This window comes from Aureibaculum luteum, assembly GCF_003449015.1.
Classification (GTDB): Bacteria; Bacteroidota; Bacteroidia; order Flavobacteriales; family Flavobacteriaceae; genus Aureibaculum; species Aureibaculum luteum.
Map to the genome: position 1 here is coordinate 226,262 of NZ_QRGD01000007.1, position 26,690 is coordinate 252,951.

Annotated in this window: 20 protein-coding genes; 12 read left to right on the forward strand and 8 right to left on the reverse strand. The window is 32.4% G+C overall.

What is annotated here, in order from left to right; translation table 11 throughout:
- Positions 1-105 precede the first annotated feature (105 nt).
- Positions 106-543, forward strand: a complete 438-nt coding sequence (locus tag D3P13_RS16215; protein ID WP_117883922.1) for a tellurite resistance TerB family protein — start codon at positions 106-108, stop codon at positions 541-543.
- A 1-nt stretch (position 544) separates the two neighbouring features.
- Here the strand turns inward: D3P13_RS16215 and D3P13_RS16220 are convergent, their stop codons facing one another.
- The 3 genes from D3P13_RS16220 to D3P13_RS16230 form a co-directional block, all read right to left on the reverse strand.
- Positions 545-1,303, reverse strand: coding sequence for a hypothetical protein (locus tag D3P13_RS16220; protein ID WP_117883923.1), 759 nt, complete (start codon positions 1,301-1,303; stop codon positions 545-547).
- Between the two features lie 133 nt (positions 1,304-1,436).
- On the reverse strand, positions 1,437-2,588 hold the full coding sequence (locus D3P13_RS16225) for an aminotransferase class V-fold PLP-dependent enzyme (RefSeq protein ID WP_117883924.1): 1,152 nt from the start codon (positions 2,586-2,588) through the stop codon (positions 1,437-1,439).
- Between the two features lie 83 nt (positions 2,589-2,671).
- Positions 2,672-4,924, reverse strand: coding sequence for a TonB-dependent receptor (locus D3P13_RS16230; RefSeq protein WP_117883925.1), 2,253 nt, complete (start codon positions 4,922-4,924; stop codon positions 2,672-2,674).
- Positions 4,925-5,035: 111 nt separating this feature from the next.
- Here D3P13_RS16230 and D3P13_RS16235 point away from each other — a divergent pair, with 111 nt between their 5' ends.
- The 6 genes from D3P13_RS16235 to D3P13_RS16255 all read left to right on the forward strand — a co-directional run bounded on the left by D3P13_RS16235 (position 5,036) and on the right by D3P13_RS16255 (position 12,671).
- The gene (locus D3P13_RS16235) at positions 5,036-5,692 is read left to right on the forward strand and encodes a metal-dependent transcriptional regulator (protein ID WP_117883926.1); all 657 of its coding nucleotides are present in this window, start codon (positions 5,036-5,038) and stop codon (positions 5,690-5,692) included.
- On the forward strand, positions 5,689-6,723 hold the full coding sequence (locus D3P13_RS16240) for a metal-dependent transcriptional regulator (protein WP_117883927.1): 1,035 nt from the start codon (positions 5,689-5,691) through the stop codon (positions 6,721-6,723). Before D3P13_RS16235 ends, D3P13_RS16240 begins: the two co-directional genes overlap by 4 nt.
- The gene (locus D3P13_RS22465) at positions 6,713-7,477 is read left to right on the forward strand and encodes a FeoB small GTPase domain-containing protein (protein WP_394336470.1); all 765 of its coding nucleotides are present in this window, start codon (positions 6,713-6,715) and stop codon (positions 7,475-7,477) included. The genes D3P13_RS16240 and D3P13_RS22465 overlap by 11 nt, the downstream gene beginning before the upstream one ends.
- Positions 7,478-7,486: 9 nt before the next feature.
- Positions 7,487-8,902: a nucleoside recognition domain-containing protein gene (locus D3P13_RS22470; protein WP_394336471.1), complete on the forward strand. Its 1,416-nt coding sequence runs from the start codon at positions 7,487-7,489 to the stop codon at positions 8,900-8,902.
- Positions 8,903-8,930: 28 nt separating this feature from the next.
- Entirely contained in the window at positions 8,931-12,092 is a 3,162-nt protein-coding gene (locus tag D3P13_RS16250; protein ID WP_117883987.1) for a UvrD-helicase domain-containing protein, read from the forward strand.
- Positions 12,093-12,161: 69 nt separating this feature from the next.
- On the forward strand, positions 12,162-12,671 hold the full coding sequence (locus tag D3P13_RS16255) for a CvpA family protein (RefSeq protein WP_117883928.1): 510 nt from the start codon (positions 12,162-12,164) through the stop codon (positions 12,669-12,671).
- Here the strand turns inward: D3P13_RS16255 and D3P13_RS16260 are convergent.
- The 5 genes from D3P13_RS16260 to D3P13_RS16280 all read right to left on the reverse strand — a co-directional run bounded on the left by D3P13_RS16260 (position 12,668) and on the right by D3P13_RS16280 (position 20,672).
- On the reverse strand, positions 12,668-14,872 hold the full coding sequence (locus tag D3P13_RS16260) for a PepSY domain-containing protein (protein WP_117883929.1): 2,205 nt from the start codon (positions 14,870-14,872) through the stop codon (positions 12,668-12,670). The two genes, D3P13_RS16255 and D3P13_RS16260, sit on opposite strands and share 4 nt — an antisense overlap.
- Positions 14,873-14,879: 7 nt before the next feature.
- Positions 14,880-15,365, reverse strand: coding sequence for a DUF2271 domain-containing protein (locus D3P13_RS16265; RefSeq protein WP_117883988.1), 486 nt, complete (start codon positions 15,363-15,365; stop codon positions 14,880-14,882).
- An 80-nt stretch (positions 15,366-15,445) separates the two neighbouring features.
- On the reverse strand, positions 15,446-16,930 hold the full coding sequence (locus D3P13_RS16270; RefSeq protein ID WP_117883930.1) for an ankyrin repeat domain-containing protein: 1,485 nt from the start codon (positions 16,928-16,930) through the stop codon (positions 15,446-15,448).
- 57 nt (positions 16,931-16,987) lie between these two features.
- Positions 16,988-18,259: a hypothetical protein gene (locus tag D3P13_RS16275; protein ID WP_117883931.1), complete on the reverse strand. Its 1,272-nt coding sequence runs from the start codon at positions 18,257-18,259 to the stop codon at positions 16,988-16,990.
- 34 nt (positions 18,260-18,293) lie between these two features.
- Complete coding sequence (locus tag D3P13_RS16280) at positions 18,294-20,672, reverse strand: TonB-dependent receptor (protein WP_117883932.1); 2,379 nt, start codon at positions 20,670-20,672, stop codon at positions 18,294-18,296.
- 434 nt (positions 20,673-21,106) lie between these two features.
- Between D3P13_RS16280 and panB the strand changes: the two genes are divergently transcribed.
- From panB to D3P13_RS16305, 5 genes are all read left to right on the forward strand, one after another.
- Positions 21,107-21,922 carry a 3-methyl-2-oxobutanoate hydroxymethyltransferase gene (gene panB / locus D3P13_RS16285; RefSeq protein ID WP_117883933.1) on the forward strand — a complete coding sequence of 272 codons (816 nt, stop codon included), beginning with the start codon at positions 21,107-21,109 and terminating at the stop codon, positions 21,920-21,922.
- Positions 21,923-22,126: 204 nt separating this feature from the next.
- Positions 22,127-23,131, forward strand: a complete 1,005-nt coding sequence (locus tag D3P13_RS16290) for an AAA family ATPase (protein WP_117883934.1) — start codon at positions 22,127-22,129, stop codon at positions 23,129-23,131.
- A gap of 104 nt (positions 23,132-23,235) precedes the next feature.
- Positions 23,236-24,105 carry a DUF58 domain-containing protein gene (locus tag D3P13_RS16295; protein ID WP_117883989.1) on the forward strand — a complete coding sequence of 290 codons (870 nt, stop codon included), beginning with the start codon at positions 23,236-23,238 and terminating at the stop codon, positions 24,103-24,105.
- Entirely contained in the window at positions 24,105-25,694 is a 1,590-nt protein-coding gene (locus D3P13_RS16300) for a hypothetical protein (RefSeq protein WP_157972947.1), read from the forward strand. The genes D3P13_RS16295 and D3P13_RS16300 overlap by 1 nt, the downstream gene beginning before the upstream one ends.
- On the forward strand, positions 25,678-26,682 hold the full coding sequence (locus D3P13_RS16305; RefSeq protein ID WP_117883936.1) for a vWA domain-containing protein: 1,005 nt from the start codon (positions 25,678-25,680) through the stop codon (positions 26,680-26,682). The genes D3P13_RS16300 and D3P13_RS16305 overlap by 17 nt, the downstream gene beginning before the upstream one ends.
- Positions 26,683-26,690 lie beyond the last annotated feature (8 nt).

Below are 26,690 nucleotides of genomic sequence, written 5' to 3' on the forward strand. Positions count from 1 at the left end.
CATTAGCCAAATGGTAATCGAGTGTGAAGGTGCAAAGATAAAATTATAAATAACCTTATTAAAATATCCTCAGTTTATTTATATTTGACAACTTAAAAATTAGACATGTCAATATCAGATTTATATTCAAGTGGTGCTCAAAAAGATAATTTGAGCCATTTTGCCAATATTGTTCAATTAGCTTTGGCTGATGAAAAACTAACAGATTCTGAAAAAGGACTATTAGAAAAATTGTCAAAAACATTTGAAATTGGAGATGAGAAGTATCAAGAAATAGTAAAAGATGCTGATAAATTTGCTATTCGTCCACCGAATAGTTACGATGAGCGTATTGAACGATTGTTTAAATTGACGCAAATGATTTTTGCAGATGATGAAGTTACGGGTTCTGAAATGATTGTGTTGAGACGTGTTGCTATAGGTTTAGGTTTTCCAACAGCTAATGTAGAAACAATTTGTGATGAAGCCGTTCACCTTGTGTTAAATGACGAAGACCTCGATGAATTTACACAAGCAATTAAAGCAGTAAATAAAAGCAAATAGTTTAAAAATCGAAATAAAAGGCCTTTTTAGTTCCAAATTTGGTAATTAATTGCTGAGCGTCAGTATTCGTAATTTTTATTGGACTTAACATTGGCGTTATTGTTTTTTTAGATTTATTTCTTACCTCTATAAAAATGTTATCAATTGAGAGATATTGATTTTCTTCATTTTTAAGAAAAAAGATAGAAATTTTTGAATGTTTATACGCCAATCCTTTTTCAGCATTGCTAATTAAATCTATACCCTGTTCTTTTAGATTTGTAATTATTTTATCTTCTGAATAAAAGGAGTTAAAATCATAATCTAAAGTTAATTTAGTATACCATTTATTGAATTTTTCAGAATAGGGATTTTCAGGAAATAACAATGTATATCTAATAGCTATAAAGAAAATGATTATGGCTTCAATAAGCCAAATAGCGGTAAGTATTAACCCATTTACAGGGGCTTCCATAGTACCAAAACTCCAGGTACCATAGGTATTAATTTCACCAATTATTAAAAAGAAGTTATTAGGATAAAAGAAATAACTAATGAATTCGGATGCGTTTGGAATACTTCCCGTTGTTGTAAATAAAATAAAGGCAATCCAATGTGAGTAATAGACTGTAATTAAAGAAAATATAGTCAAGTAAAGTCTTCTTGCTCTTGTTGTAATTTTAAATATTTTACCTGCTATTTGAACAGAAAATGCTACCGCAAAGCCTAATGCAACGGTTATAACAACGTTGAAATATATTATAGGAATTAAATAGGTCAAATTATAAAGCTAACCTAGAAATACTGATATTAAAAAAATAAATAGAAACCCCAGTATTGCAGATGTTGGGTTTGACTGATTGTTTGCTTTGTATTTAGAGAAATTCATAAAAGAAAGGTGAGTTTTAGGTCTATTATTTGTTTTTAAAACAACTCACAAATTTTTCAAAATCGGCTTCTGAATTATAAACACTAGGTGAAACTCTGATTGCATCACCACGATAAGAAACATGAATATTTTCTTGTTGAAATTTTGTTTTTAAATTTTGTAAGTCAATATACTTAGGTAGGTAAACACCAAATAGATGTTTGCTTCTGAAATCATCATCTTCAATAGAACAACCCAATTCCTGCAAATTGGAAATCCCTTTTTTTGAAATAGAATTGCAATAATTTTGAAAATTTTCAGGTTGCCATTTTAATAATTGTTTGATGCTTTCAGTTAGCATCGGAACCAAAATAAAATTACTGCATTCCCCCATATTATAGCGTCCTGCTTTTGGTTGATAACCAGGATTGTAATTTACTAATTGCGTAAAATCTTCACTTTTATAACGGTTAATCCAATTATTTTCAAGCGGTTCGCCATCGTTAAAATCGTCAGAATAATAGGCCATACCTAATCCGTACGGACCCATTAGCCATTTGTAACCCACAGATATAACGGCGTCTGGTTTAATTTCTTTAACGGAGAATGGAGCGGCTCCAATAAATTGAGAGCCATCAATAATTAATGCTGCGTTATACAATTTTGATTTTTCTCTAATAGCCCTTAAGTCAAATATTGTACCGTCTGCCCAATGAATTGGACCTAAGCTAACCACAGCAGTTTTTTTGTTTATGGCATCTAATATATTTTTATTCCACGCTTTGCCTTTTCCTGTGAGATTTTTTGGAGTGGCAATTACTTTTATTGTTGCTTTTTTTTGGGCTGCTACTTTTTGCCAAGCATAAACATTACTAGGAAATTGAGCATCTACTATTATAATTTCGTCACCAGCTTCAAGTTTTACATTATTAGCGGCATTTGCTAAACCGTACGAGGCGGAAGGAATTATTGCTGTATTGTTAAAATCGGGCACATCAATTAGTTCTGCAAAAGCTTTTTTTAGCATTTCTGGACCGTTAAAAAAATCGTCAACACCAATTTCATTCGGAAAGCCTTGTTTTGATACTGCGTCATGTCCTGCTTTTTCAACACTTTTTAATTGCGGAGACATGTAAGCTCCATTAAGATATGTTATGGATTCAGGAAGGTTAAATAATGATTTTTGATTTGTTAGCATGAAAAAAAAGAATTGATGACTATAAAACGGAATTCCGAAGTATATGCCGGGTTGATTCTACTGAATCAAAAATAGGTAAAAAATTAATGTAATAAATAACGGAGCCCGAAAAAACCTCTTATACCTTGATTTGGAGCATACACGTATGCAGGGTCAAAAGTTAGAGCATATGGATTGTCTGCTGTGGCAACGGCATTTCCGTTGGTGTCAAATTGTACATTCTTATCAAATGGATCATCTGCACGGGCAATGATAAAAGGATTTCCGTTGTTTGGTGTCCAGTTTAATAAGTTCTTTACACCACCATAGAGTTCAATGTTTTTAAAGCCATCATAAGTAAATTGAATATTTTGTATACTCCAAACTGGTGAATATTCTTTTCGTGGATCAAGCTCTCCTAGTAATGGTAGTCGCATAGGTCCATAAATATTACCTGTGTAATCAACGGTGATATTTGGTTTGTAAAACTTGTAAGAAACTGACCATGTACCAGTAAACTTTTCAGTTAAAATTTGATTGATTTTTATACTGTTTTCAGTTTTTGAAACATCTTGAAGAGTAACTCCTGCCATTACTTTTAATCCATTACTAAAAACGGCATCAACATTTGCACTTATGCCTGTTGTAGTAGCATATCCGTTAAGATTACTATAAATAATTTCATTTGGATTCGTATCATAATCTGGTAAGATTAGATTTGTAAAATGAGTGTACCATGCAGAAGCATCTACTGAAAATATAATATCATTTTTTGTGTAAAATTTTTGAAGAAAATTAAGATTCACATTATAAGAACGTTCGGGCTTTAAGTCTTCTTTTATAATCACCTCTCTTGACCCGGTAAGGGCAGCATGTTCTTCGGTAAATAAATTAACAACCCTAAAACCTGTACCTGCATTAAGTCTTAAAATAGCATCTGCTGAAGGTTTAAACCGATAGGCTAATCGTGGTGTGAAAATAGTACCATGTCTGCTATCATAATCATATCTAGCACCTAAAAGGAGTGTGTGTTTTTTATTAAAAGCAATCTCGTCTTGAATAAATAAGGAGGGAATGGTAACTTCATCTGCCGTATTAGTAGCTGGAGTGTTGTCATTATAATAGTTGTAACGTGCAGCAATACCAAATAAAATGTCGTGACTGTTATATGTTTTATCCCAGGTAAGTTGCCCAAAACCGATACGTTGTTGAGCTAAATATGGAACATCTCCATATATAGAATTCTGGTCATGGTCGGTATAAGAAAAAGAAAGCATCACTTTTTCCTTAATGGGTAATTGGTATTTACCTAAAAGCTCATATCGAAAGGTGTAAATACTTTCACCATAAACTTCATCGCCTCCTCTGTAGCTTTTATTCCATTGCATTTCGCCACCCCATCTGTCTTCATAAAAATACCTACCAGCGAGAGAAAAAATTCGGTCGTCTTTACGTTTAAAATCCCATTTTTGAAAAATAGAGATTCTGTCTTGTAAAGTCACATCAGTAAAATTGTCATTATTATTATCAATTAAGTTGCTGTATTTAAAATAATTTGCTCCAAATAGCATTGTTGCTTTTTTTCCTATTTTAGACTTAAACCCTAAATCTGCATTAAATTCTCCCCAAGAAGTGACATTTCCATCAAAGAAAAATTGCGGAGCATTTTCTGGTAATTTAGTAATTATGTTTATAAGTCCACCAACAGCTTCGCTGCCATATAAAGAAGAAGCAGGTCCCTTTACAATTTCTACTTGTTCAATTAATGAATTGGGAATTCCAGATAGACCATATACGGTTGATAGTCCACTAACAATAGGCATTCCGTCAATTAAAACCATAGTGTATGGCCCTTCTAATCCGTTAATATGAATGTCTCCTGTGTTACAGACATTACAGTTTAATTGTGGACGCACGCCATTTACATTTTGTAAAGCTTCAAAGATACTTGGTGTAGGGTTTCTTTTGAAAAAAGTGGGAGTATAGACTTCTACAGGTACGGGACTTTCCAATCGGCTCACGGCTTTTAAAGTACCTGAAATAACCACTTCTTCTAAAGAAATATCTTCTTTTAAATTGAAGTTTATTTTTAATGGAGTATTGGTAACATTTATTTTCTTTTTTGCGGTACTGTATCCTGAAAAGGAAATATAAATGGTATATGAACCCTCCTTAACATTTAGTATTGTGTAAAGTCCATTTTCGTCTGTAACCGCTCCTTGTTTTGAGCCAGATAAATAAACATTTGCAAAAGGTAAAGGCCCATCCTTACTAGTAATTAATCCCGAAATAGTACTGGTTTGACTGAATAGAGCGGCAGTATGCATTATAAAAATAAGGGTAAATACTCTGAACATAGTTAAAAATTGTATTTAAATATTTTGACAAATATAAATATATTTTTAGGTTTGTCTAAAAATATATTTAATAAAATTAAAAACGTATATTTGCATAGTCAAAATTATTATATGCTTAGTTCTTCTGAAGAAAATTATTTAAAATCGATTTATCATCTTGAGCTTCTTGAGCCCAAAGGGGTTAGCACGAACGCTATTGCAAAAAAAATGAACACAAAAGCATCATCTGTAACGGATATGGTGCAGAAGTTATCTGATAAAAAACTAGTAGTTTATAAAAAATATCAAGGTGTTCAACTTTCTAAAGAGGGAAAAGGAATTGCAGTTTATTTGGTAAGAAAACATCGCTTGTGGGAATGTTTTTTAGTAGATAAATTAGATTTTGCTTGGGATGAAGTGCATGAAATTGCAGAACAGCTAGAGCATATAAAGTCAGACGATTTGGTGGATAAGCTAGATGAATTTTTAGATTTTCCAACGATAGACCCACATGGAGATCCTATTCCAGATAAGGATGGTAACATTACCAAAAGGGAAAAAATTCAATTGTCTTATTTAGAGGTAAACCAAGAAAGTACTTTGTTAGGGGTTAAAGATTCGTCAGACGAATTTTTAAGATATTTAGATAAAAACGAGATTGCAATAGGTCAAAAAATTACGGTACTTGCTAAAGAGCCTTTTGATAATTCTTTAACTATTAAAGTTGGAAAAAAGGAGATGTTAATTTCACAAAAAGCGGCTCATAACTTATATTTAATAAAAAAATGAATTATAATCCAACACATGCATTGTTAATATTTTTCGGACTGGTTTTGATATCTTATTTATTATTTAGACCAAAGTCAGGATGGTTTTGGGTCATTAAGAATAATTTAAAATCAAACGAAAAAATAGTTATTGAAGATGTTTTAAAACAATTATATCACATCGAAAATTCAGGAAAGGAAATGAATTTGCACGATTTGAATAATTCATTGAAATTTAATGATAGAACTATTGTTGATGTGGTTAAAAAAATGACAATAATTGAATTGATAACCTTTGATGGTGATAATTTAAAATTAACCGATTCGGGTAGAGATTATGCATTGCGAATTGTTAGAGTGCATAGGCTTTGGGAAAAATATTTGGCTGAAAAAACAGGTTTTGATAAAGTGGAGTGGCACATTCGAGCAGAAGACATGGAGCATAAATTGAGTCATGAAGAAACAGATTTGTTAGCCACACGTTTAGGAAATCCTCAATATGATCCACATGGAGATCCTATTCCCACCAAATTAGGAAAAGTGGCTGATTTAGAAGGTGAGTTTTTGTCATCTTTAAAAGTTGGTTCTGTTGGTAGAATAGTGCATATAGAAGATGAGCCTGATGTAATTTACAAACAAATACTTGCAGAGAAAATTCATATTGGTTCTCAAATAAGAGTTATAGAGAATAATAAAGAACGCGTGGTTTTTTATGCGGAAGGTCAAGAGTTTGTTCTGGCTCCAATAGTAGCGGCAAATATTACCATTACGCTTCTTGAAAAAGAAGAATCATTGGAAGAGAATATGGCCAGATTATCTAGTTTAAAAGATAATGAAGAGGCTTCTATTATAGGAATTTCAAAAGAAAGTAGAGGAGATAGTAGAAGAAGATTATTGGATTTAGGATTTGTAAGGGGAGCTAAAATAAGCATCGATTTAGAGAGCCCTTTTGGCAATCCTATTGCTTATTTAATTAAAGGTACCAGCATTGCTTTAAGGCATGATCAAGCTTCTAAAATTCTCATCAAAAAGGGTATAGAAAATGGAAAATAAAGTAAATAGTGCTTGTGAAACTTGCCCGCAATTTAATGCGAAAGGATTAAAAAAGTTAGGTGTTCATACCGATAATATTGACTATGTAGTCGCTTTAGCGGGTAATCCAAATACAGGAAAAAGTACCGTTTTTAATGCATTAACCGGTTTGCGTCAACATACGGGAAATTGGCCTGGTAAAACGGTGGTTAGGGCTGAAGGTGCTTTTGAGTATAATGACAGTAAATTTAAATTGGTTGATTTACCAGGAACCTATTCGCTGCTATCTACATCGCAAGATGAGGAGGTGGCACGAGATTTTATTCTTTTCGGAAAGCCTAATGTAACGGTAATTGTTGTAGATGCCAGTAGGTTAGAACGAAATCTAAATTTAGTATTGCAAATATTAGAGATTACAGATAAAGCAGTGTTATGCTTAAATCTTATGGATGAGGCCAAAAGAAATAACATTAAAATAGATGAAAGAACGCTCTCTAGAGATTTGGGAATACCAGTAGTGCCAACGAGTGCTCGATTTAACGAAGGGATTCCTGATTTAATACAAACGATAAGCGAGGTGGCTTCAGGAAAAATAATTTGTAAACCACACAGAATAAAAAATGTACCAAAAAAAATTGAAGATGCTGTGGAAAAGTTGAGTACAGAGATAAAAAAACAATTTCCAACGATACCCAATAGTAGATGGATTGCATTTCGATTATTGGAAGGTGATGATCGTATTTTAAAAGCGTTAAGGACAGGTGAATTTGCTTAAAAATAACAAATGAATAAAGACGAGATAGAAAATTTAATAACATTATCCTCAGATTTACGCTGGAAAATTGGTGACGATTTTCATGATAGCTTAGCAGAGGGTATTTATGCAGATGCTTCTGAAATTTCAAGTGCATCTGTGAGCAAAGATAATAAGAAGAAAAAATTTCGTTTAGATGCGAAGATTGATAGAATTGTAACGAGTAAAACGTGGGGATTTCCAATCATGTTTTTAGTGTTGGCTTTGATATTATGGATTACAATTATAGGTGCTAATTACCCATCAGCTATGTTAGCTGATGTATTGTTAGATGTTGTTCATCCCTTTTTAAAAGGATTGGCAGCGAGTATAGGAATGCCTTGGTGGTTAGACGGATTTTTAATTGATGGTATTTATTTAGCTGTTGCTTGGGTTATTGCTGTAATGTTGCCGCCTATGGCTATCTTTTTTCCGTTATTTACATTGCTTGAAGATTTTGGATATTTACCCAGAGTAGCATTTAATATGGACTATTTGTTTAAAAAATCTGGAGCTCATGGTAAACAAGCATTAACGATGAGTATGGGTTTTGGCTGTAACGCTGCAGGGGTAGTAGCAACACGAATTATTGATAGTCCCAGAGAACGTTTGATTGCAATAATTACTAATAATTTTTCATTGTGTAATGGTCGTTGGCCTACTCAGATATTAATAGCTACTATTTTTATAGGTGCTGTAGTTCCTTCTTCTCTTTCTACCGTTGCTTCTATGTCAGCGGTTATTGGAATTGCAATTTTAGGAATATTTTTTATGTTTTTAACATCTTGGGCTCTAACGAAAACGGTGTTAAAAGGAGAGGTTTCTACTTTTAATTTGGAATTACCACCTTATCGTCCTCCAAGAGTATTAAAAACAATTTATACTTCATTAATAGACAGAACTTTAATTGTTTTATGGAGAGCTATTGTTTTTGCGGCTCCAGCAGGTGCGGTAATATGGTTAATCTCAAATATTTATATAGGTAATGAAAGTATCGCCGCATGGACTATAGATTCTTTAGATAGTTTTGGTTTTCTACTTGGTTTAAATGGAGTTATTTTATTGGCTTATATTGTAGCTATTCCAGCAAATGAAATTGTTATACCAACTATTTTAATGTTAACTGTTTTGGTTACCGGTGTTACAGGAGGTGAAGGTGCGGGAATTATGTTTGAATTAGATTCAGTAAATGCCACTGGTGATTTATTACGATCAGGAGGTTGGACCTTGCTAACAGCGGTTAATTTGATGTTATTTAGCTTGTTGCACAACCCGTGTAGTACAACTATTTATACCATATACAAAGAAACAAACAGTTTAAAATGGACAACCGTAGCCACAGTTTTACCTGTGATTATGGGTTTTGTAGTTACTTTTTTAGTTGCACAAATTTGGCGATTGTTTTGATATAATATACTTTTATAAAAAAATCGATTTGCAACCATCAACATTTCAAGTTTATAATGCATCCGCAGGAAGTGGTAAAACATTTACGCTTGTAAAGTCTTATGTAAAGATTTTATTAGAAACGGAAGAGACGTATCGTTTTCAACATATTTTAGCCGTAACCTTTACCAATAAAGCCGCGGCAGAAATGAAAACAAGGGTGATAGAAAATCTAAGAGCGTTTTCTAATCCTGATATTTTAAAAAATAAAACGGATCTTTTCAAGACCATAGAAGCTGATTTTTTAAAGGAAGGAATAATTGTAAATGATATTGCATTACATCAACGCTCCAAAAAAGTAGTAAATGCTATTCTTCAAAATTACTCTGCATTTAATATAACCACCATTGATAGTTTTACGCATCGGTTAATTCGAAGTTTTGCTCATGATTTGGGACTGTCGCTTAATTTTGATGTTGAAATGGATGCCAATTCGTTATTAGACGAGGCTGTAGATCAACTTATTTCTCAAATTGGTGAAGATGCTGAATTAACAACTATTTTAATCGATTTTGCTCTACAGAAAACTGATGATGATAAGTCGTGGGATATAACGCGAGAGCTAAAAGAAATTGCAAAAATATTATTGAATGAAAATGATAAAACACAGCTCGAAAAAATTCAAGAAAAACCAATAAAAGATTTTATTGACTTAAAAAATGAGTTACTTAAAAATCAAAAATTACTAGAAAATCAATTCAAGTCAATTGGTGAAGAAGGTATAAAGATTATTGAAAATTTGGGATTGAATTTCAATGATTTTTTTAGGTCAATGTTACCCAATCATTTTAAAAATATAGCTTACAATTTAGAAAAGGCCAAATTTTTTAGTGTAAATAGCTTAAGAGAAAAAGTAACGAATCAAGAGTTTTATGCAAAATCAAAATCGCCCGATATAAAAGCAGCCATTGATGGTGTAGCCTCTGAATTAAGCTCCTTGTATTTTGAGTCTGAAAAAATATATCAAGAATATATTTTAAAGCAACTTTTTCTTAAGAACTTAATACCACTTGCAGTATTAAGTCGTATTAACAAGACGTTAAACGAGATAAAAGAAGAAAAGAATATTCGCTTAAATGCCGAGTTTAATCAACTTATAAGTAAAAATTTACAAGACCAACCGGCACCTTATATTTACGAGCGTATTGGTGAAAAATTCAAGCATTATTTTATTGATGAAATGCAAGATACTTCCTTGCTGCAATGGCATAATATCATTCCATTAATAAAAAATGCCTTGTCTCAAGAACATACCGGATTGCTTTTGGTGGGCGATACCAAACAGTCCATTTATCGTTGGCGAGGAAGTGAGCCAGAACAGTTCCTTAAATTGGCTCAAGAAGGAGATACTCATGCTCATAACCCTTTTCATATAAAAAAGGAGTTACGGTCTTTAGAAACTAATTATCGAAGTTATACGGAGGTTATTAATTTTAACAACAACTTTTTTCAATACATTTCTAATTATTTTAATGAAGTTGATTACAAGGATATTTACTTTAATGAGAATAAGCAGCAACAAACCAATAAAGTGGGCGGATATGTTTCACTATCTTTTGTTGAAAAAGGCTTAGTTGCTGACGAAAAGGGGTTGGCTTATGGAGAAAAAGTACTTCAGATTATAAAAAATGCAGCGGAAGATTTTCAATTAAATGAAATTTGTGTACTCACAAGAACAAAGAAACATGGCGTTGCTATTGCCAATTTTTTAACAGAAAATAATGTCGATATTATCAGTTCGGAAACATTGTTATTACAGAATTCTGAAAAGGTTAATTATGTGATTGATGTATTAACATATCTTCAAAATAACAACGATAAGGAGGCGAAGTTTAACCTGCTCTATTTTTTATATAATCATTTAGGTGTGACTAGTGATAAGCACTTGTTTTTTAAAGAATTAATTGACTTATCTGTCGTTGAGTTATTTCAGTTTTTAAACGATTTTCAAATTGACTTTGATCCTAAAGAGATTGGACAATTACCACTTTATGAAAGTGTTGAATATATTTTAAGAAGCATTAATTTTAATGAAACTTCTGATGCCTATTTACAATTCTTTTTAGATGAGGTATTAAAATATTCACTAAAAAAATCGACGGATACCCGAGCGTTTTTAGAATTTTGGAAAGATAAAAAAGATAAGCTCAGTATCGTAGTGCCTGAAGAAAAAAATGCCGTTCAGATTATGACCATTCATAAGTCTAAAGGACTGGAATTTCCAGTAGTTATTTTTCCTTTCGATTTAGATATTTATAGAGATATGGGGTCTAAAGGTTGGTATTCGATTGAAAACCCTGAGGACTTTAATAATTTTGAGACTTTATTGGTCAATCAGAGTAAATCGTTAGAGAATATTGGCGAATTAGGCCAGCAATTGTATCAATCCTATCGAAATGAAAAGGAATTAGATAATATTAATTTGTTATATGTCACTTTTACAAGAGCAATTGAGCAATTATATATTATTGGAGAGCAAAAAACGTTAAAGGATAAACCTTCTTCTTCTTCTCAATTTTTAATGGATTTCTTGGATAAAAAAGGCGAATGGAGTGAGACAAAAACCGAATATGTTTTTGGAAATAAAGAAAGAGTTTCTGTTAAACCTGAGGACAAGAAAAACACGGTACAATTTAATCAATTAATGAGTACTTCTTGGCAATCGCATAACATTGCCATTGTGGCAAATTCTTCATTGTTATGGGATAGTGAGCGAGGTGAATCTATTAAATATGGTAATTTAATTCACGAATTGATGTCTCAGATTAAAACTGCAGATGATATTGAAGAGGTTATTGAAAAATATGTGAGTTTAGGGAATATTATTGCGAGTGACAAGGAAACTATTAGTGGTTTAATCCATCAAATAGTATCACATCCAAGTTTAGAAAGTTATTATCAGCAGAACAATACCGTCTATAACGAACGTGAGATCTTTACAGAATTAGGTGAGATTATTATACCAGATCGTTTGGTGATTGACGAAGATAATAATGCCACAATAATCGATTATAAAACAGGAAAACCAGAAAAAAAATACCATCATCAACTGAATAGTTATGCCAATGTTGTATCTCAATTGGGCTATACAGTTGCTAAGAAGATGTTGGTTTATATAGATGAAGATATCGCTGTAGAAGAGGTATTATAATTACGTGATTTTAAATTAAATTGTCCTATTAAATCTCAAACCGCTACTTTTGAGCTTTAAACCTAACCTATGAATACCTTAGATATAATATTAGCCGCCTTGTTACTTTTCGGATTGGTCCGTGGATTTATGAAAGGTTTTTTTGTAGAAGTTGCCGGATTAGCAGCTTTGGCATTAGGACTTTACGGAGCTATTCATTTTTCACATTTTGCATCTAGTTATATAGAGAGAAGTGTAGAATGGAATGACAAACAGATTCAAATAGCTGCTTTTGCTGTAACTTTTTTAGTAATCATTATTGCAATTTCTTTGGCTGGTAAACTATTGACTAAAATTGCAGACGTGGCTGCTCTAGGAACCTTTAATAAAATTATGGGAGGTGTATTCGGTGCAGCTAAGATTGGACTGATTTTAAGCGTAGTTTTAGTTGTATTTAGTAAATTAAATAGAACAATACCTTTTCTCACAGAGGAGCAAATAGAGGAATCAGAATTGTACGAACCTGTTAGAGGTTTTGTACCCTTAATTTTTCCGAATATAGTTCAGGAGGATGAAGAGGCTAATGAAGATGAAGTTTAATAACAATCCATCAGTACAGCACCTTTATTTTGATAATAGCTAAGTGATTTTTTTAGGTATTTTTTACAAATTTCATCTAACGTATTGGTAACGTCTTTCTGCATAACAACAGATCCGCAAATCATAACAACACCTTTATTTTTGAGAATTTCGGAAATCTTTTCACCATCTTCTTTTAATACATCTTGCACATATAACTTCTCCTCTTGTTCTTGAGATAAAGCCAATCGTAGTGACGCTAAGTTTCCTTTTTCTAGTTGTGCATCTATTTCCTTTTTATACAGATTAAAAGATTCCTTTTTCCTTCCACCCCAATAAAGATGTAAACCTGATTTTTCATTGTTTTCATGCAACATGCCTAAATATGGGCCAATACCAGTTCCTGTAGCAATTAACATTACATTTTTTGCTTTTTTAGGAAGACGGAAGCCTTTATTTTTTACAATACTACATTCTATTTTATCGCCTATGTTAAGGTTATTTAAATGATTAGAAATATATCCTTTGTCATGCAATTTAACGCTAATTAAGATGGTGTTTCCATCTGATTTCCCAATTGAATAAAGACGTTCTCTATGGTCTTTATCACTTACAATTGATAGTAAATCACCAGATTTGAACCTTACTTTACCCAAGGTAACCTTTAGCTGAATCAAAAAAGTGTTATCATATTGTTCATCTGCTTTCGTGTTTTTTGTGACTTCAAATGTGTAGGTTTTCCGCTTCTTTTTTGAGAGTATAGCTTCAGGTAATCTTATATCTAAATTTTCCTTGTCTTTCCATTGCAGTAACCATTGGTTAAAAGATTCTAAGGACTGATTGTTAATTGTAAAAACATTATCCAATCGGTTACTGTTAGCATGTTGTTGTAACATATCATCAACATGATATGCAAATTGACAAAAATCAGGATAAGCCAACGAACCAAAACCTACAACTGAGTAATCAAAGGATTTACCTTGTTGATGTGTTTGTAATAATGCATTGAATTTTTTTGCATTTGTAGGAGCTTCTCCTTTACCATAAGTCGCCGTCATCACAATTAAATGTTGCATGTTTTTGTAACTTTTGTAGCTGTTTAATTCTGCTAAGAACGACTTTTTGCCAAGTCTTATTAATTCTGAATGAAGGGCATTTGCAAAATGAAATGTATTTCCATTTTCGGAACCGATAAGGATTACATATTCACAAGCATCTTTTTTAAAGCGATTTTTAATTCGCGACTTTCTGCGTTGCAAGGCAATGCTAAAACCAGAATACATGAAAAAAAGAATCCCTATACAGGCAAGTAGTAAAATAATACTCCAGAGAATGCTGGCTTGTCCAGTATGTAAAATCAGGCTGTAATAAGAAATTAATGCGGTAAAGGGATAGTTAAACTCGCTAACAATAGTACCGTTAAATTGATTAACTAATACTTCTTTGTTCTTTAATTGCAGTAAAAAATAACTGTCTGGAAATTCTGCAAAAGGGAATTCTATTTTGCGAACATCAGATAATTTGGTGTTGTTAAATATTTCAAATTGCGACAATGCTAATAGCGGCTCTTCTGCAAAAAGGGTATCTTCTTGATGAACTATTTTTGATTTTGGAATAATAGCAAACTGCTCTAATGAAAGATAAACACCGCTTATGGTGATAATGAGTATTGGAATTAACAACCATCTTCCAAATAGGGTATGATAATACGGATTGAATTTTTCTTTTACAATTGGCCTAAAAAAGCCAGGAAAGCCTCCTTGCTTTTTAAAGATTAGGAAAATTCCTGTTATGCTAATTAAAAAAAGTAATAAAGAGGTTAATCCAATAAAGAAACGCCCAATACTTTTTAAAAATAACGAACGATGTAGGTTGGTTGCAAATTGAAATATTGAATTTGTTTCAGTAGGTTTTCCTAAATTATCTCCAGTTTTAGGGTTAATGTAGAAGATTTCATTATTGCCTTCTTCATCTATAATTGATGCGGTAACCCAATCATTTTTATCAATTTCTACAGAGATAATTTCAGTATAATTTTCACGAAGTGTAGTTGCTATTTCAGCAACAGTAATCTCGTTTAAATTATTAGTTGTGTTAGGTTGTACACGATTTGAAATGGGCTCAAATGCTAATATAATTCCAGTTATGGAAGCGAGTAAGATAAAAATAGAAGAAGATACAGCCAAAACAAGATGACTGTACCTCCAAACTGATAATGTCATAATGAGCTTATTTCTGTGGTAACATACGGATATATCTTATATAGCCTGTACCGTCTACTTTACTTTTTACACTTTCTGAAGTCAATTCAAAAGTTACATCATCTGCAACATATTTTTGATCTTCAACAGCAGTTTCAAAACGAATTTTATATCCTTTATTTAATTTGTCATCATCAATTTTAATGACTTTAATGGTACGTTCTCCACCACTAATTGTGGCTCCAGTAATTGCATCGATAGTATTGGTTGTGTTTTCAAAATATTTCCACCAATTTGTTAAATCGTGATACCACTCATTATCATCTCCAATTACATTTAAAGTTTCTACGTAATTGCCCTTAGCATCCAATAATGAAACGGCAATATAAGCTCCTTCACCATTGTAATTAATAAGCTGAATCATGCATTTGTAAGAGGTGCTTTTGGCTACTGGACTGAAAGCAGCAAGCGTTAGTAACGTTACGATGCTTAAAATAAATAATTTTAATTTCATGTATTTATATTTATTGCCTGCCACGATGGCAAGCGTGGTTTTTCAATGGATCTCAAAGTAGCTCCGAGATTATTCACAATTTATAACTTTAAAAATTCAATACTGTTTTTATCTAAAAGCTCGTTTTCTAGTGCCAAATCATATGAAGATTCTTCAAAGTCTGTTAAAATGCTTGTTTTGGCTCCTAACGCTATTAAATGTTTGATTATTTCTACATTTTTGGCGGTCATTATCGCTCTGTGCAAAGGGGTAAGTCCATCATTGTTCTTAGCATTAATATTCAGTTTATGCTTAGCGATTTTATCTAAAATGGACGTGCTGTTTTTAATTGCGGCTAAATGATACAGGTTGTTGCCTTGTTTTTGAATATGGGTAAAATTCAGCTGTTTTTTTGTAAGTAAATCCCACTTTTGGTTAAAAGATTTTTCATTACGTTTTGAATAAGAATCTACTAAGTAGAATGCTAGATTATTTCCATTTTCGTCAATAATATTTATAGCTGCTCCGTTGTTGATTAAAAATTCAACCACTTCAAATGAATTTTGTCTTACCGCATTAGTCAGTGCTGTTTTGCCAAATTCATTTTTTGCATTTATATGTTCATATTTATCAACAAAATATTTTACTATTGCCAAGTCATTGCTATAAGCAGCATTCATTAACGGTGTATTACCTTCATTATCTGCCTTTGTTATTGGTATACCGTTTTCAGAAAAATAGTCAAAAATAGCTACATCTTTATTTTTGTAAGCTAGATAATGCATTGGGTTTACACCTTGCTTATCAGAAATATTTGCTTCAATTTCTAGCCCTTTTAAATACTTGAAAAATTCTAAACTATTGCCACTGCCACGACCTCCAATGGAAGCTATTAAAATAGCATTACTACCATCTGAATTAGTGTCCTTATACGAAACACCTTTTTTAATCAATTGTTCAATAATTTCTTTGTTTCCTGTTTTTGCGGCATAATCAATAGCATTATGTCCTAGTTTGTCTTTACTATTTAAGTCTAACCCTTTATTTGTAAAATAGTCTAACTCTTTTAAGTTTTTGGCTCTACCAATCAGCTGATGTAATGCGTTGGCACCTTTTGGATTGGTTTCATTTATGGTGGCACCGTTGGCTAAAAGCAAGTTGTAAAGTTCAGGATTCGTTTGTCCACCTCCAGCTGCAAAAAGTAAAACAGTACTTCCTTTATCATCAAGGATGTCCGTTTTTGCTCCATTGCTGATAAGGTGTTTCATTACAGGTAAATTCCCTTTTAAACCTGCCCAAAACAAATAGGTTCGACCGTCATGAGTAATCTTGTTAACATCGTTACCATCATAGCTTAATAGATGTTTAATAACATCATCAGATGCATTGGCTAAAATGGCATTTACAGTAGCGTCAAAGTTGCTTGAGCTTAATGCTGTGGCATCATTACCTTCTTTTACTTTTTGTACTACATCAGCAATTGTGGTCGTTGGTTTCCAGAAGTCGCGATTCCAAAAAATATTAGTTTGTTGTGCTGTAATTGTACTGGCAATAACTAATAATATTAATGTAAAATATTTTTTCATAAGTTAAGATTAAATATACCGCCCGATAATCAAATCGGGCAGTAAAGAAATGAGAATTTAATACACTCCAAGGTAGAATGAGTCTGCACCATTATCAAGTTCGGCTCCTATTGTAAAGCCATCTGGTGATGTGCTTTGTGGATCGAACATATAGATGTTACCTGATTCTCCAAGAGGAGCAATAGCCATATAGAAATTACCATCTTTTCCTAAAACACCAGATTGATAATACCACATCCATAAATTATTAGGTAGGTTTAACTTCACTGCAGTTTTATTGTATAGGTCGACTCTAGCAACACCCCAAGGCGTAGTATCGTCACTTCCACTTCCTATTGTAGCATCGTAATATGGAGCATACCCTATTCCGTTACCTACATAGTACCAACCATTAGCACCAACGTTAGTCATACCCAAAGCAGTTGATAAATCTAATTCATAAGAGTTATCATAAGCTCCATTTTTAATTTTAATTATTTTAGCAGGCTCGGCTGTTAAATGATAAATATCTCCCAATTCATCAGTATGGTAAACAGGGGCACGGTAGCCGTATGTAGAGCCTTGAGCTACTTCAGATTCTAATAAAGTTGGATTTTCTAAAGATGGATAATCAACTACTAATGTTGTGGCTTTATAATCAGTTGTGTTAATATTTTCATCAGTATTTGGGTCATAACCTCTCTTGGCAACACCGTAGTATGCCTTACCACCTTGGATAGTAGGATTGTCTATTCTCCAAATATGTAAGCCATCTTCCGTTTGAGGAATAATAACTTCTGACTTTTCTGCCAATGATAAATCAGCTAATTCAATACGTTGTAAAACTGCAGTTGCATCAGTATGCGTATAGACATCATCTACATAAATGTGCTCAGTGTTTATGGTATGTACAAGAGCATCATCAGCATTAAGTACTTTCCATCTTGGGTACGCCGTACCCATTGCAATTTGTACATTGGTTTCTTCTAGTTGCACATAATTAGAACCTCCTTTTATTTCATATTTGTATAAAAATCCACCTCCATAACTTAGGTTATATAAATATTTTCCAGATGGTGATCCGTAAATTCTTGCTGTACGAACAGAAGGAACCTCAAAACCTTCTCCGTCAAATGAAATGCTTCCATTTGATATATCCGTGAAGGCTTGTGCATAAGTACCAGAATTTCCTTCTGAACTTACTCCAAAAGCTACATTGTAATATTCCTGATTCCCTACGGGAATCGGTTCTTCTGGATCGTCACTTGAGTCGCAGCTTGTAAATAGTGCCCCTATTAAGGTTGCTGATAATAGCAATGATTTGCTTATTGATATTAGATTTGTTTTCATAATAATAGAAATAATTTATATTGATTTATATGATTTAAAATATGGGTCTATAGGTTAGTTTAATGTAAAAAGACCGACCAGGTTTTTGCATTGCCCAGTTGTCAAAAACTTGTTCGTCTGTAATATTTTTAGCATTAAAACTTAGGGTAATTTTATTATTTGGTGCTGTATATGAAGCTCCAAAGTCATGTATCGCTTGTGTTGGTATATAGGCTTTTCCTGTACTGGCATAACTCTCCCAGTTTCTGAAAAATTCATGCGTATATCCGAAATTATAATTGACCGAAAATTTAGAGTTCTCTTTAAATAATTTACTGAACTTGTATTCTATATAAGTATTAGAAGTGAGGTAAGGTGTATTTCGTAATCGATCGCCATAATGGCCGTATTCGGAACCATTTTCATCATATCTTAAATTGTAACGGGCATTAAAGTTGGAAAAATTAGTCGCTACAAAAAAACGATTATCGTAATTGTATTTTAGTTCTGCATCAAAACCTGAACTCTTAACTTTTCCTAGATTTTCATAACCGTAGGTATCCGATATACTATTGCTTATTCCTCTAATAATTAGATCGCTAATGTCTCTAATAAAATAGTTAGCTTCTAAGTTAAAACTATGTTTGTTTAGGGTGTAAGTGCCTAAAAGAAAGCCCAAATTAAAGTTATTACTGTTTTCTGGTAGTAAGTCATAAGTTGGTTCTATTCCTCCACTTGTATTACCTAAAAGTTCTGAGTCACCAGGCATACGCACTGCTTTTTCTGCAGAGGTTAATAATGTTATTTTTGGTGAAACAGCATAAGATAGAGCAAGTCCATAACCATTAAAGTCAATATTATTTTCATTTATCAACGATTTAATCTCGTTGTCTTCTCTAATACGGTCTAAAAGTTTAACATGTTGTTTGTAATATTTATAAAATAGATTTCCTTTTAGTTTTTCATCTAGAAAATCACTTTCATAAGTAACACTAGCTATTTGTTTCGTAAGATAGCGGGTATCTGAGAAGTCTTGGATTGACTGTGGTCGTAAAGGATCATTAACATCTCTCGTAAATCGGTTGAAAAAGTAATGCACTCCAATTTTATGATGTGGAAGTATTTGGTAAGAAATATTTGTTCTATTAGCAACATTTACTTCTTTATTATTCTCTAAAGTTGCATCTCCAGCTTCTCCACCATTACTTTGCCAATTGATAGGATTACCTTCATCATCGCTAATTATGTCACCTAGCCAATTGTACATTACAGACATGGTATCTATAACCATTCTATTTGTGCGTGAAAATGAAGTGAATGTGTTTGCAGACAAGCCTTTAAATAGGATGTCGTTTTTACTATATTTTAGAGAAGCCATTTTACTGTCGAGTTTGCTTCTTCTATTTCCATAAACAATATCCATAGTTGGCCCAGTCTGTATGTCGTTATCCATATCAGAAATCATTAAACCAAGTGTAATTTCATCGGCCCAACTTTTTGAAGTATAACCAATATTGGCTTTTAGACCTTTAGATTTATAATCATCATGGAAACGTTCTGCTCTTACATATTCAACTTTTCCAGTGTTGGGGTCAATAACATATACATTATCTCCCCAAACTTCGTAATTATTATCTGTACTGTTGTAAAATGTCGAAACGTCAACATTGAAATTGGTTTCAGGGTTTCTGTACCCCGCATCGATATTGACTTGATGCGTGTTAAAAGAACCAAAAGAATAGGAAGCACTTAAATGAGTGCCAATATTTTTTTTAAGAACGATATTGATACCTCCTCCCAAGGCATCTTCAGATAACGCTGCGGGTAAAACACCTTTGTAGGTCTCAATCCTTTCAATCATAGCCGGTGGAATACTTGATAATGAAAAAGATTCGCCATAATTTCTGATTGGAATTCCATCAATAAAAATTCTGACAGAATTGCCTGTAAGTCCGTTAAGGTTAAAATGGGTATGCGAACCTAATCCACCTGACTGTCGAATTTTAACTCCTGATGTGCGATTTAAAAGCTCGGTAGATTGTAAGTTCTGAATTGCCATTTCTTGCGTGTTTACAACATCTATAGCATAACCTTTCTCTTTGATAAGTTTTCCCTTCGATTTACTAACTACCATAACATCGTCTAGGGCAATTCCTTGATCATTTTTTAGAACAACCGATAAGTGGTCAGATTTTTTACTAAGGTCTACTGTGATTGTGATGCCTTCAGTCTCATAAGTTTTTATAAATACGGAGTAAATGCCAGGAGGAACATTAGAAAAAATAAAGTTTCCATTTCCGTCAGTGTAAGTACTTTTATTTAGCTTTTTAATGTAAACCAATGCCATTTCTACTGGCGAACCATTTTTGTAACTGACTTTACCAGATAAACTCATTAGGTTATCACTCTCAGATGAATAACAAAAGCTGTTCATACTGAAGAAAAAAGATAAACATAATAGAGGTAGTGTCTTCAATTCTTATTTAGATTAATTACAAATAAGGTGCAAATATATAAATAATTCTTATTTAGACTCATTAAAGATAATATATTTTTTAATTTATTTTAATGCTTCACTTTTTTTAAAAAACCTATATTTCATAAAGGTTAAACAGTGGTGGTGCTGTTTTATGGAGTACTATTAAAATTAAATAAGTATGACATTAAAAAGTAAATCAATTGATAAAAACAAAATGTACGCGTAAGAATTATGAAAAACAGAAAGCCTAATAGTCACTGAAATTTAATCTTTGATTAAAAGACCAGTCATTATATAGTTTTTAACTATTTTTGAAATCAGAAAAAATATAATCGGTCTTTTGAGGTATAGACTTTGGTCTGTAGTCAAAAGACTTTTAGCTACATAATATGTCAACAGCAAAAAAAGAATATAAAAGAGTTACTACTAAATCTTTAGTAGAAATGAAGCGTAACAATCGTAAAATTGCTATGCTAACGGCCTATGATTATACCATGGCAAAAATTATCGATAACGCAGGTATAGATATCATTTTGGTAGGAGATTCTGCCTCTAATGTAATGGCAGGTCACGAAACCACATTGCCTATTACTTTAGACCAAATGATTTATCATGCTTCTTCTGTAATAAGAGCCATTGAAAGATGTTTAGTAGTAGTAGATTTACCTTTTGGAAGTTATCAAGGTAATTCGAGAAATGCCTTAGATAGTGCGATTAGAATAATGAAAGAATCTGGAGCACATTCTATAAAAATGGAAGGTGGGGAAGAAATTGCTGAATCCATAAAAAGAATTTTATCTGCTGGTATCCCTGTTATGGGCCATTTAGGATTAACACCACAATCCATTTATAAATTTGGATCTTATACTGTGAGAGCCAAAAAAGATACAGAGGCTGAAAAGTTAAAAAAAGATGCATTACTATTAGAAGATTTAGGTTGCTTTGCAGTTGTATTAGAAAAAGTTCCTGCTAAATTAGCTGAAGAAGTTGCTAAAAGTCTAACCATACCTGTAATTGGAATCGGTGCTGGAAACGTTGATGGTCAGGTGCTTGTTACGCATGATATGCTTGGTATGACTCATGAATTTAGTCCGCGGTTTTTACGTAGATATTTAGATTTATATAATGAAATGGATGGTGCTTTTAAAAAATATATAACCGATGTAAAAAGCGGTGATTTTCCAAATGATGATGAGCAGTATTAATGCTTTATTTTTTATATAGGGGTAATATTTACAATAGTTTTGAAGAAAATTTTAACATTTAAGGTAAAATCCCCTTAAAAAATTCCCAATTTCTTTTGAACCCCCTTATTTTAACCAAATTTTAACAACATAACCTTCTCTTAAACGCTAAGTTTGCTATCGGTAAAATTAGTGTAGAAAATAAGTATTAATTTTAATTAAAGTATGGAAGAACAATACCCAACAGTTGATATTAGAGCTATCAACGAAAAAATTGAAAAAGAAAGTGCTTTTGTTGATTTGCTAACGCTAGAAATGAAGAAAGTAATTGTTGGCCAAAAGCATATGGTTGAAAGATTACTTATAGGTTTGTTAGGAAATGGACATATATTGTTAGAAGGTGTGCCGGGTTTGGCAAAAACATTAGCCATTAATACTTTAGCGAAGGCCGTAAAAGGTTCTTTTAGTAGAGTTCAGTTTACACCCGATTTGTTACCTGCAGATGTTGTTGGTACAATGATTTATAACATGAAAGATAATGACTTCGCTATCAAGAAAGGTCCTATTTTCGCAAACTTTGTACTAGCAGATGAGATTAATAGAGCTCCCGCCAAAGTTCAGTCAGCTTTATTAGAAGCGATGCAAGAGCATCAAGTTACCATTGGAGAAACTACGTTTAAGTTGCCAGAGCCATTTTTAGTAATGGCTACTCAAAACCCTATAGAACAAGAAGGAACCTATCCGTTGCCAGAAGCTCAAGTTGACCGTTTTATGCTAAAAACGGTTATTGATTATCCTAAACTAGCCGAAGAACAATTGATTATGCGTAATAGTCTAAAAGGTAGTTATGAGAAAGTAAATGCTGTAGTAAGTCTTGAAGAAATTTTATCTGCTCGTGAAGCGGTTAAAGAGGTTTACATGGATGAGAAAATTGAAAAATATATTTTAGATATTGTCTTTGCAACCCGTTCTCCTGAAGACTATAGATTACCAGATTTAAAGCAATTAATTAGTTTCGGAGCCTCTCCAAGGGGTAGTATTAATTTGGCTATGGCATCAAAATGTTATGCGTTTATTAAACGAAGAGGTTATGTGATTCCTGAAGATGTAAGAGCTGTTGTACATGATGTATTACGCCACAGAGTAGGGATTACCTATGAAGCAGAAGCCGAAAACATTACCTCTGTTGATATTATCAACAAAATTGTAAACGAAGTAGAAGTACCTTAAAAATTAGTTGGCATTATTCAGTGTTCAGTATTTAGTAACCTAAATTTTTTAATTTACGTTCTATATTAACTGCCAACTGTGACTGCCATCTGTTGACTGAAAAAGTGGATACAAAAGAAATACTAAAAAAAGTTCGAAAAATTGAGATTAAGACAAAAAGGTTGTCTGATCATATATTTTCAGGAGAATACCATAGCTCCTTTAAAGGGAGAGGTATGACTTTTTCTGAGGTGCGTCAATATCAATTTGGAGACGATATTCGTTCCATAGATTGGAATGTAACAGCACGTTATCACGAACCTTTTATTAAAGTTTTTGAAGAAGAACGTGAGTTGACTATGGTATTAATGGTTGATGTAAGTGGATCTGAATATTTTGGAACAACAGAACAATTTAAGCGAGAAACCATTACCGAAATTAGTGCAACATTAGCCTTCTCGGCAATTCAAAATAATGATAAAGTAGGGTTGTTATTGTTTTCTGATGATATAGAGTTGTTTATTCCACCCAAAAAGGGAAAAACACACGTTTTAAGAATTATTAGAGAACTGATAGAGTTTCAGCCAAAAAGTAAAAAAACAAACATCGCTCAGGCCTTACGGTATTTATCGAATGTGATGAAGAAAAAAGCCATTGTTTTTATTTTATCTGATTTTATTGATGATGACTATGATAATGCTTTGAAAATCGTAGCAAGAAAACATGACGTAACAGGTATAAGACTTTACGATAGATATGAAAAAGAGTTACCATCGTTAGGTATGGTGCCAATGATTGATGCAGAAAGCGGTAAAACAGTCTTAGTAAATACCTCTTCCAAGAAAGTAAGAAATAGTTATAAGGCAAATTACCTAAAAATGGTAGATCAGTTTGAAAACACTTTTAAAAGAAGTGGTGCTGGGGTTATTAATACACGTATTGATGAAAGTTATGTAAAAAAATTATTAGGATATTTTAAACGTAAAGGAGCTTAGTGAAAAAGATTAATAAAATATTCAACACAAAATCCCCTCAATTGATAGGGACAAGTGGTGTGTTTTTGTCACAACAACAATTGTCTGTGAAAAAAACCATGTTGTTGCTTGTTGTATTGTTTAGCCTATCGTCATATTCTCAATCAGAACCTGAGGTCTCTGTAAAAGTAGATACTACGATTATAAGAATTGGTGAGCAAATAAACTATCAAATTACGGTAGACAATATAGATACTGGAGTAACTTTTCCTGAATTGAAATTAGATCCTGCTGGTAAAATTGAAATAGTAGAAGATTTAAATATCGATACTTTAAAAAACCGATTGGTAAGAAAATATTTACTAACTAGTTTTGATAGTGGTAGCTATACGATTCCACAACAAAAAATTACGGTGTGGAGTCAAGAGTATTTAACGGACTCTGTTGTTGTAGATGTATCAACGGTTGCTGTTGATACACTGAAACAAAGTATGTTTCCGATTAAATCGGTTCAAAATGAACCCTACACTTTTGACGATTTTAAAAGTTATTTATGGTGGATTTTAGGAGGTTTAGCTCTACTAGCACTAATTCTATATTTTGTATTTAGAAAGAAACAAACGGAAGAAGAGCTTGAAGCTAAAATACCACCTTATCAACTTGCTTTAAAGCGATTAAAAGAGTTAGATGATAAGCAATTGTGGCAGAAAAATAAAATAAAACAATATTACGTTGAGTTGACTGAAATTGTTAGGTTATATATAGAGCGTGAATTGAAAATACCAGCATTAGAATCAACAACTAATGAATTGATGGAAACCATTATGGATTTTAATAGTTCAAGCTCATTGAATATTCCAGTAGATACCATCAATAAATTACAAAGCTTATTGAAAGATGCAGATTTAGTGAAGTTTGCCAAATATGTACCCTTGTCAAATGAGATTGAATTGCATCGAAACTCAACAAGTAAAATAATTGATGACATAAAAACTACTAAACCTGAAATAGTTGTTAATAAACCAAAATGCTCAATTACGAACGAAGATGCAGCGGAAACAGTTACGTTATACAGATGGGTTTATCACATTTTTTATTATGGTTTACAGAGAGTTGATGTTAAATTATCTCCTGTTGGTAAAGAATTGCATTTAAGACGTCAGAGTTATTTTTGGAAAATAATAAATGAGTATGGTAGAATATTTAGTAAAATCCCTTTTCTAAATGGCTTATTAATTCTGGTTTGGATTATTTGGACATTGCCAATATTGTTATTGGTTGTTATCATTGAAACAATCTTCACAGGTAGATTTTTAGATCGTGGTATGGTTTTCTTAAAGAAGAAAGGTGTAGTTACTAAATCAACAAATAGCCAAAAAATAAAAGATAAAATAGATTTTATTAAAAACGATGAGAATTTTAAGAAGGATAATAGACTAAGAAAAAGATTTACGAGGTTCTTAATTATTTTGTCATTTTTATTCCCATTTATATACTTTGGTAGTATCTATATTAAGAACACTTATTTTAGGAGTGAAAATGAAAAGCGTATAGAAAATATAATTGATAAAGTTAAAAAATCGATAGAAGAAGATGAAGCTGTGGAATAACTTAGAACTGACAAATCCAGAATTTCTGTGGCTATTTTTATTAATACCATTGATTGCCATTTGGTACTATGTTGTGCGTAAGAAAGACAAAGCAACATTAACCATTTCAAGTACAAAAGGATTTGAAGGGTCGTCAGTCTTGGCAAAATTAAAGCCGCTATTAAATGTGCTACGTTTGTTGGCATTATCGGCCTTAATATTAGCAATGACCAGACCTAGAAATGTTGAGGTGAGTAAAAAAACTAAAACAACTAGTGGTATTGACATTGTAATGGCTATAGATATTTCAGCAAGTATGTTGGCGAGAGATTTACGCCCAAATCGATTGGAAGCATTGAAAGTTGTAGCGAAAGATTTTGTTAGTCAACGTCCGAATGATCGTATTGGTATTGTGGTTTATGCAGGTGAAAGTTTTACACAAACGCCAATTACCAGTGACAAACGTATTGTTATGAATACCATAAGTAGATTAAAATGGGGCGATTTAGATGGTGGTACTGCCATTGGTATGGGATTGGGCTCTGCTGTTAATCGATTAAAAGATAGTAAAGCGAAAAGCAAGGTGATAATTCTATTAACGGATGGTGTAAATAATTCAGGATTTATTGATCCTAAAACGGCAACAGAGTTGGCTAAAGAGTTAGACATAAAAGTATATACTATTGGTATTGGAACTAACGGAAGAGCAGAATTTCCTGTAGCTAGAGATATTAATGGGCGTTTAATTTTTAAGATGCAACCCGTTGAGATTGATGAACCATTATTAAAGTTTATTGCCAATGAAACAGAGGGTAAATATTTTAGAGCCACTGATAATGAAAAATTGGCATCAATTTATGATGAAATCAACAAATTAGAAAAAACAGAAATAGAAGAGTTCAAATATTATAATTATCAAGAAAGATATCGTCCACTAGTATTATTAGCTGGCTTTCTGATTTTATTTGAAATGTTATTAAGAAACACAGTATTTAAAAGTTTTATTTAAAAAATTTC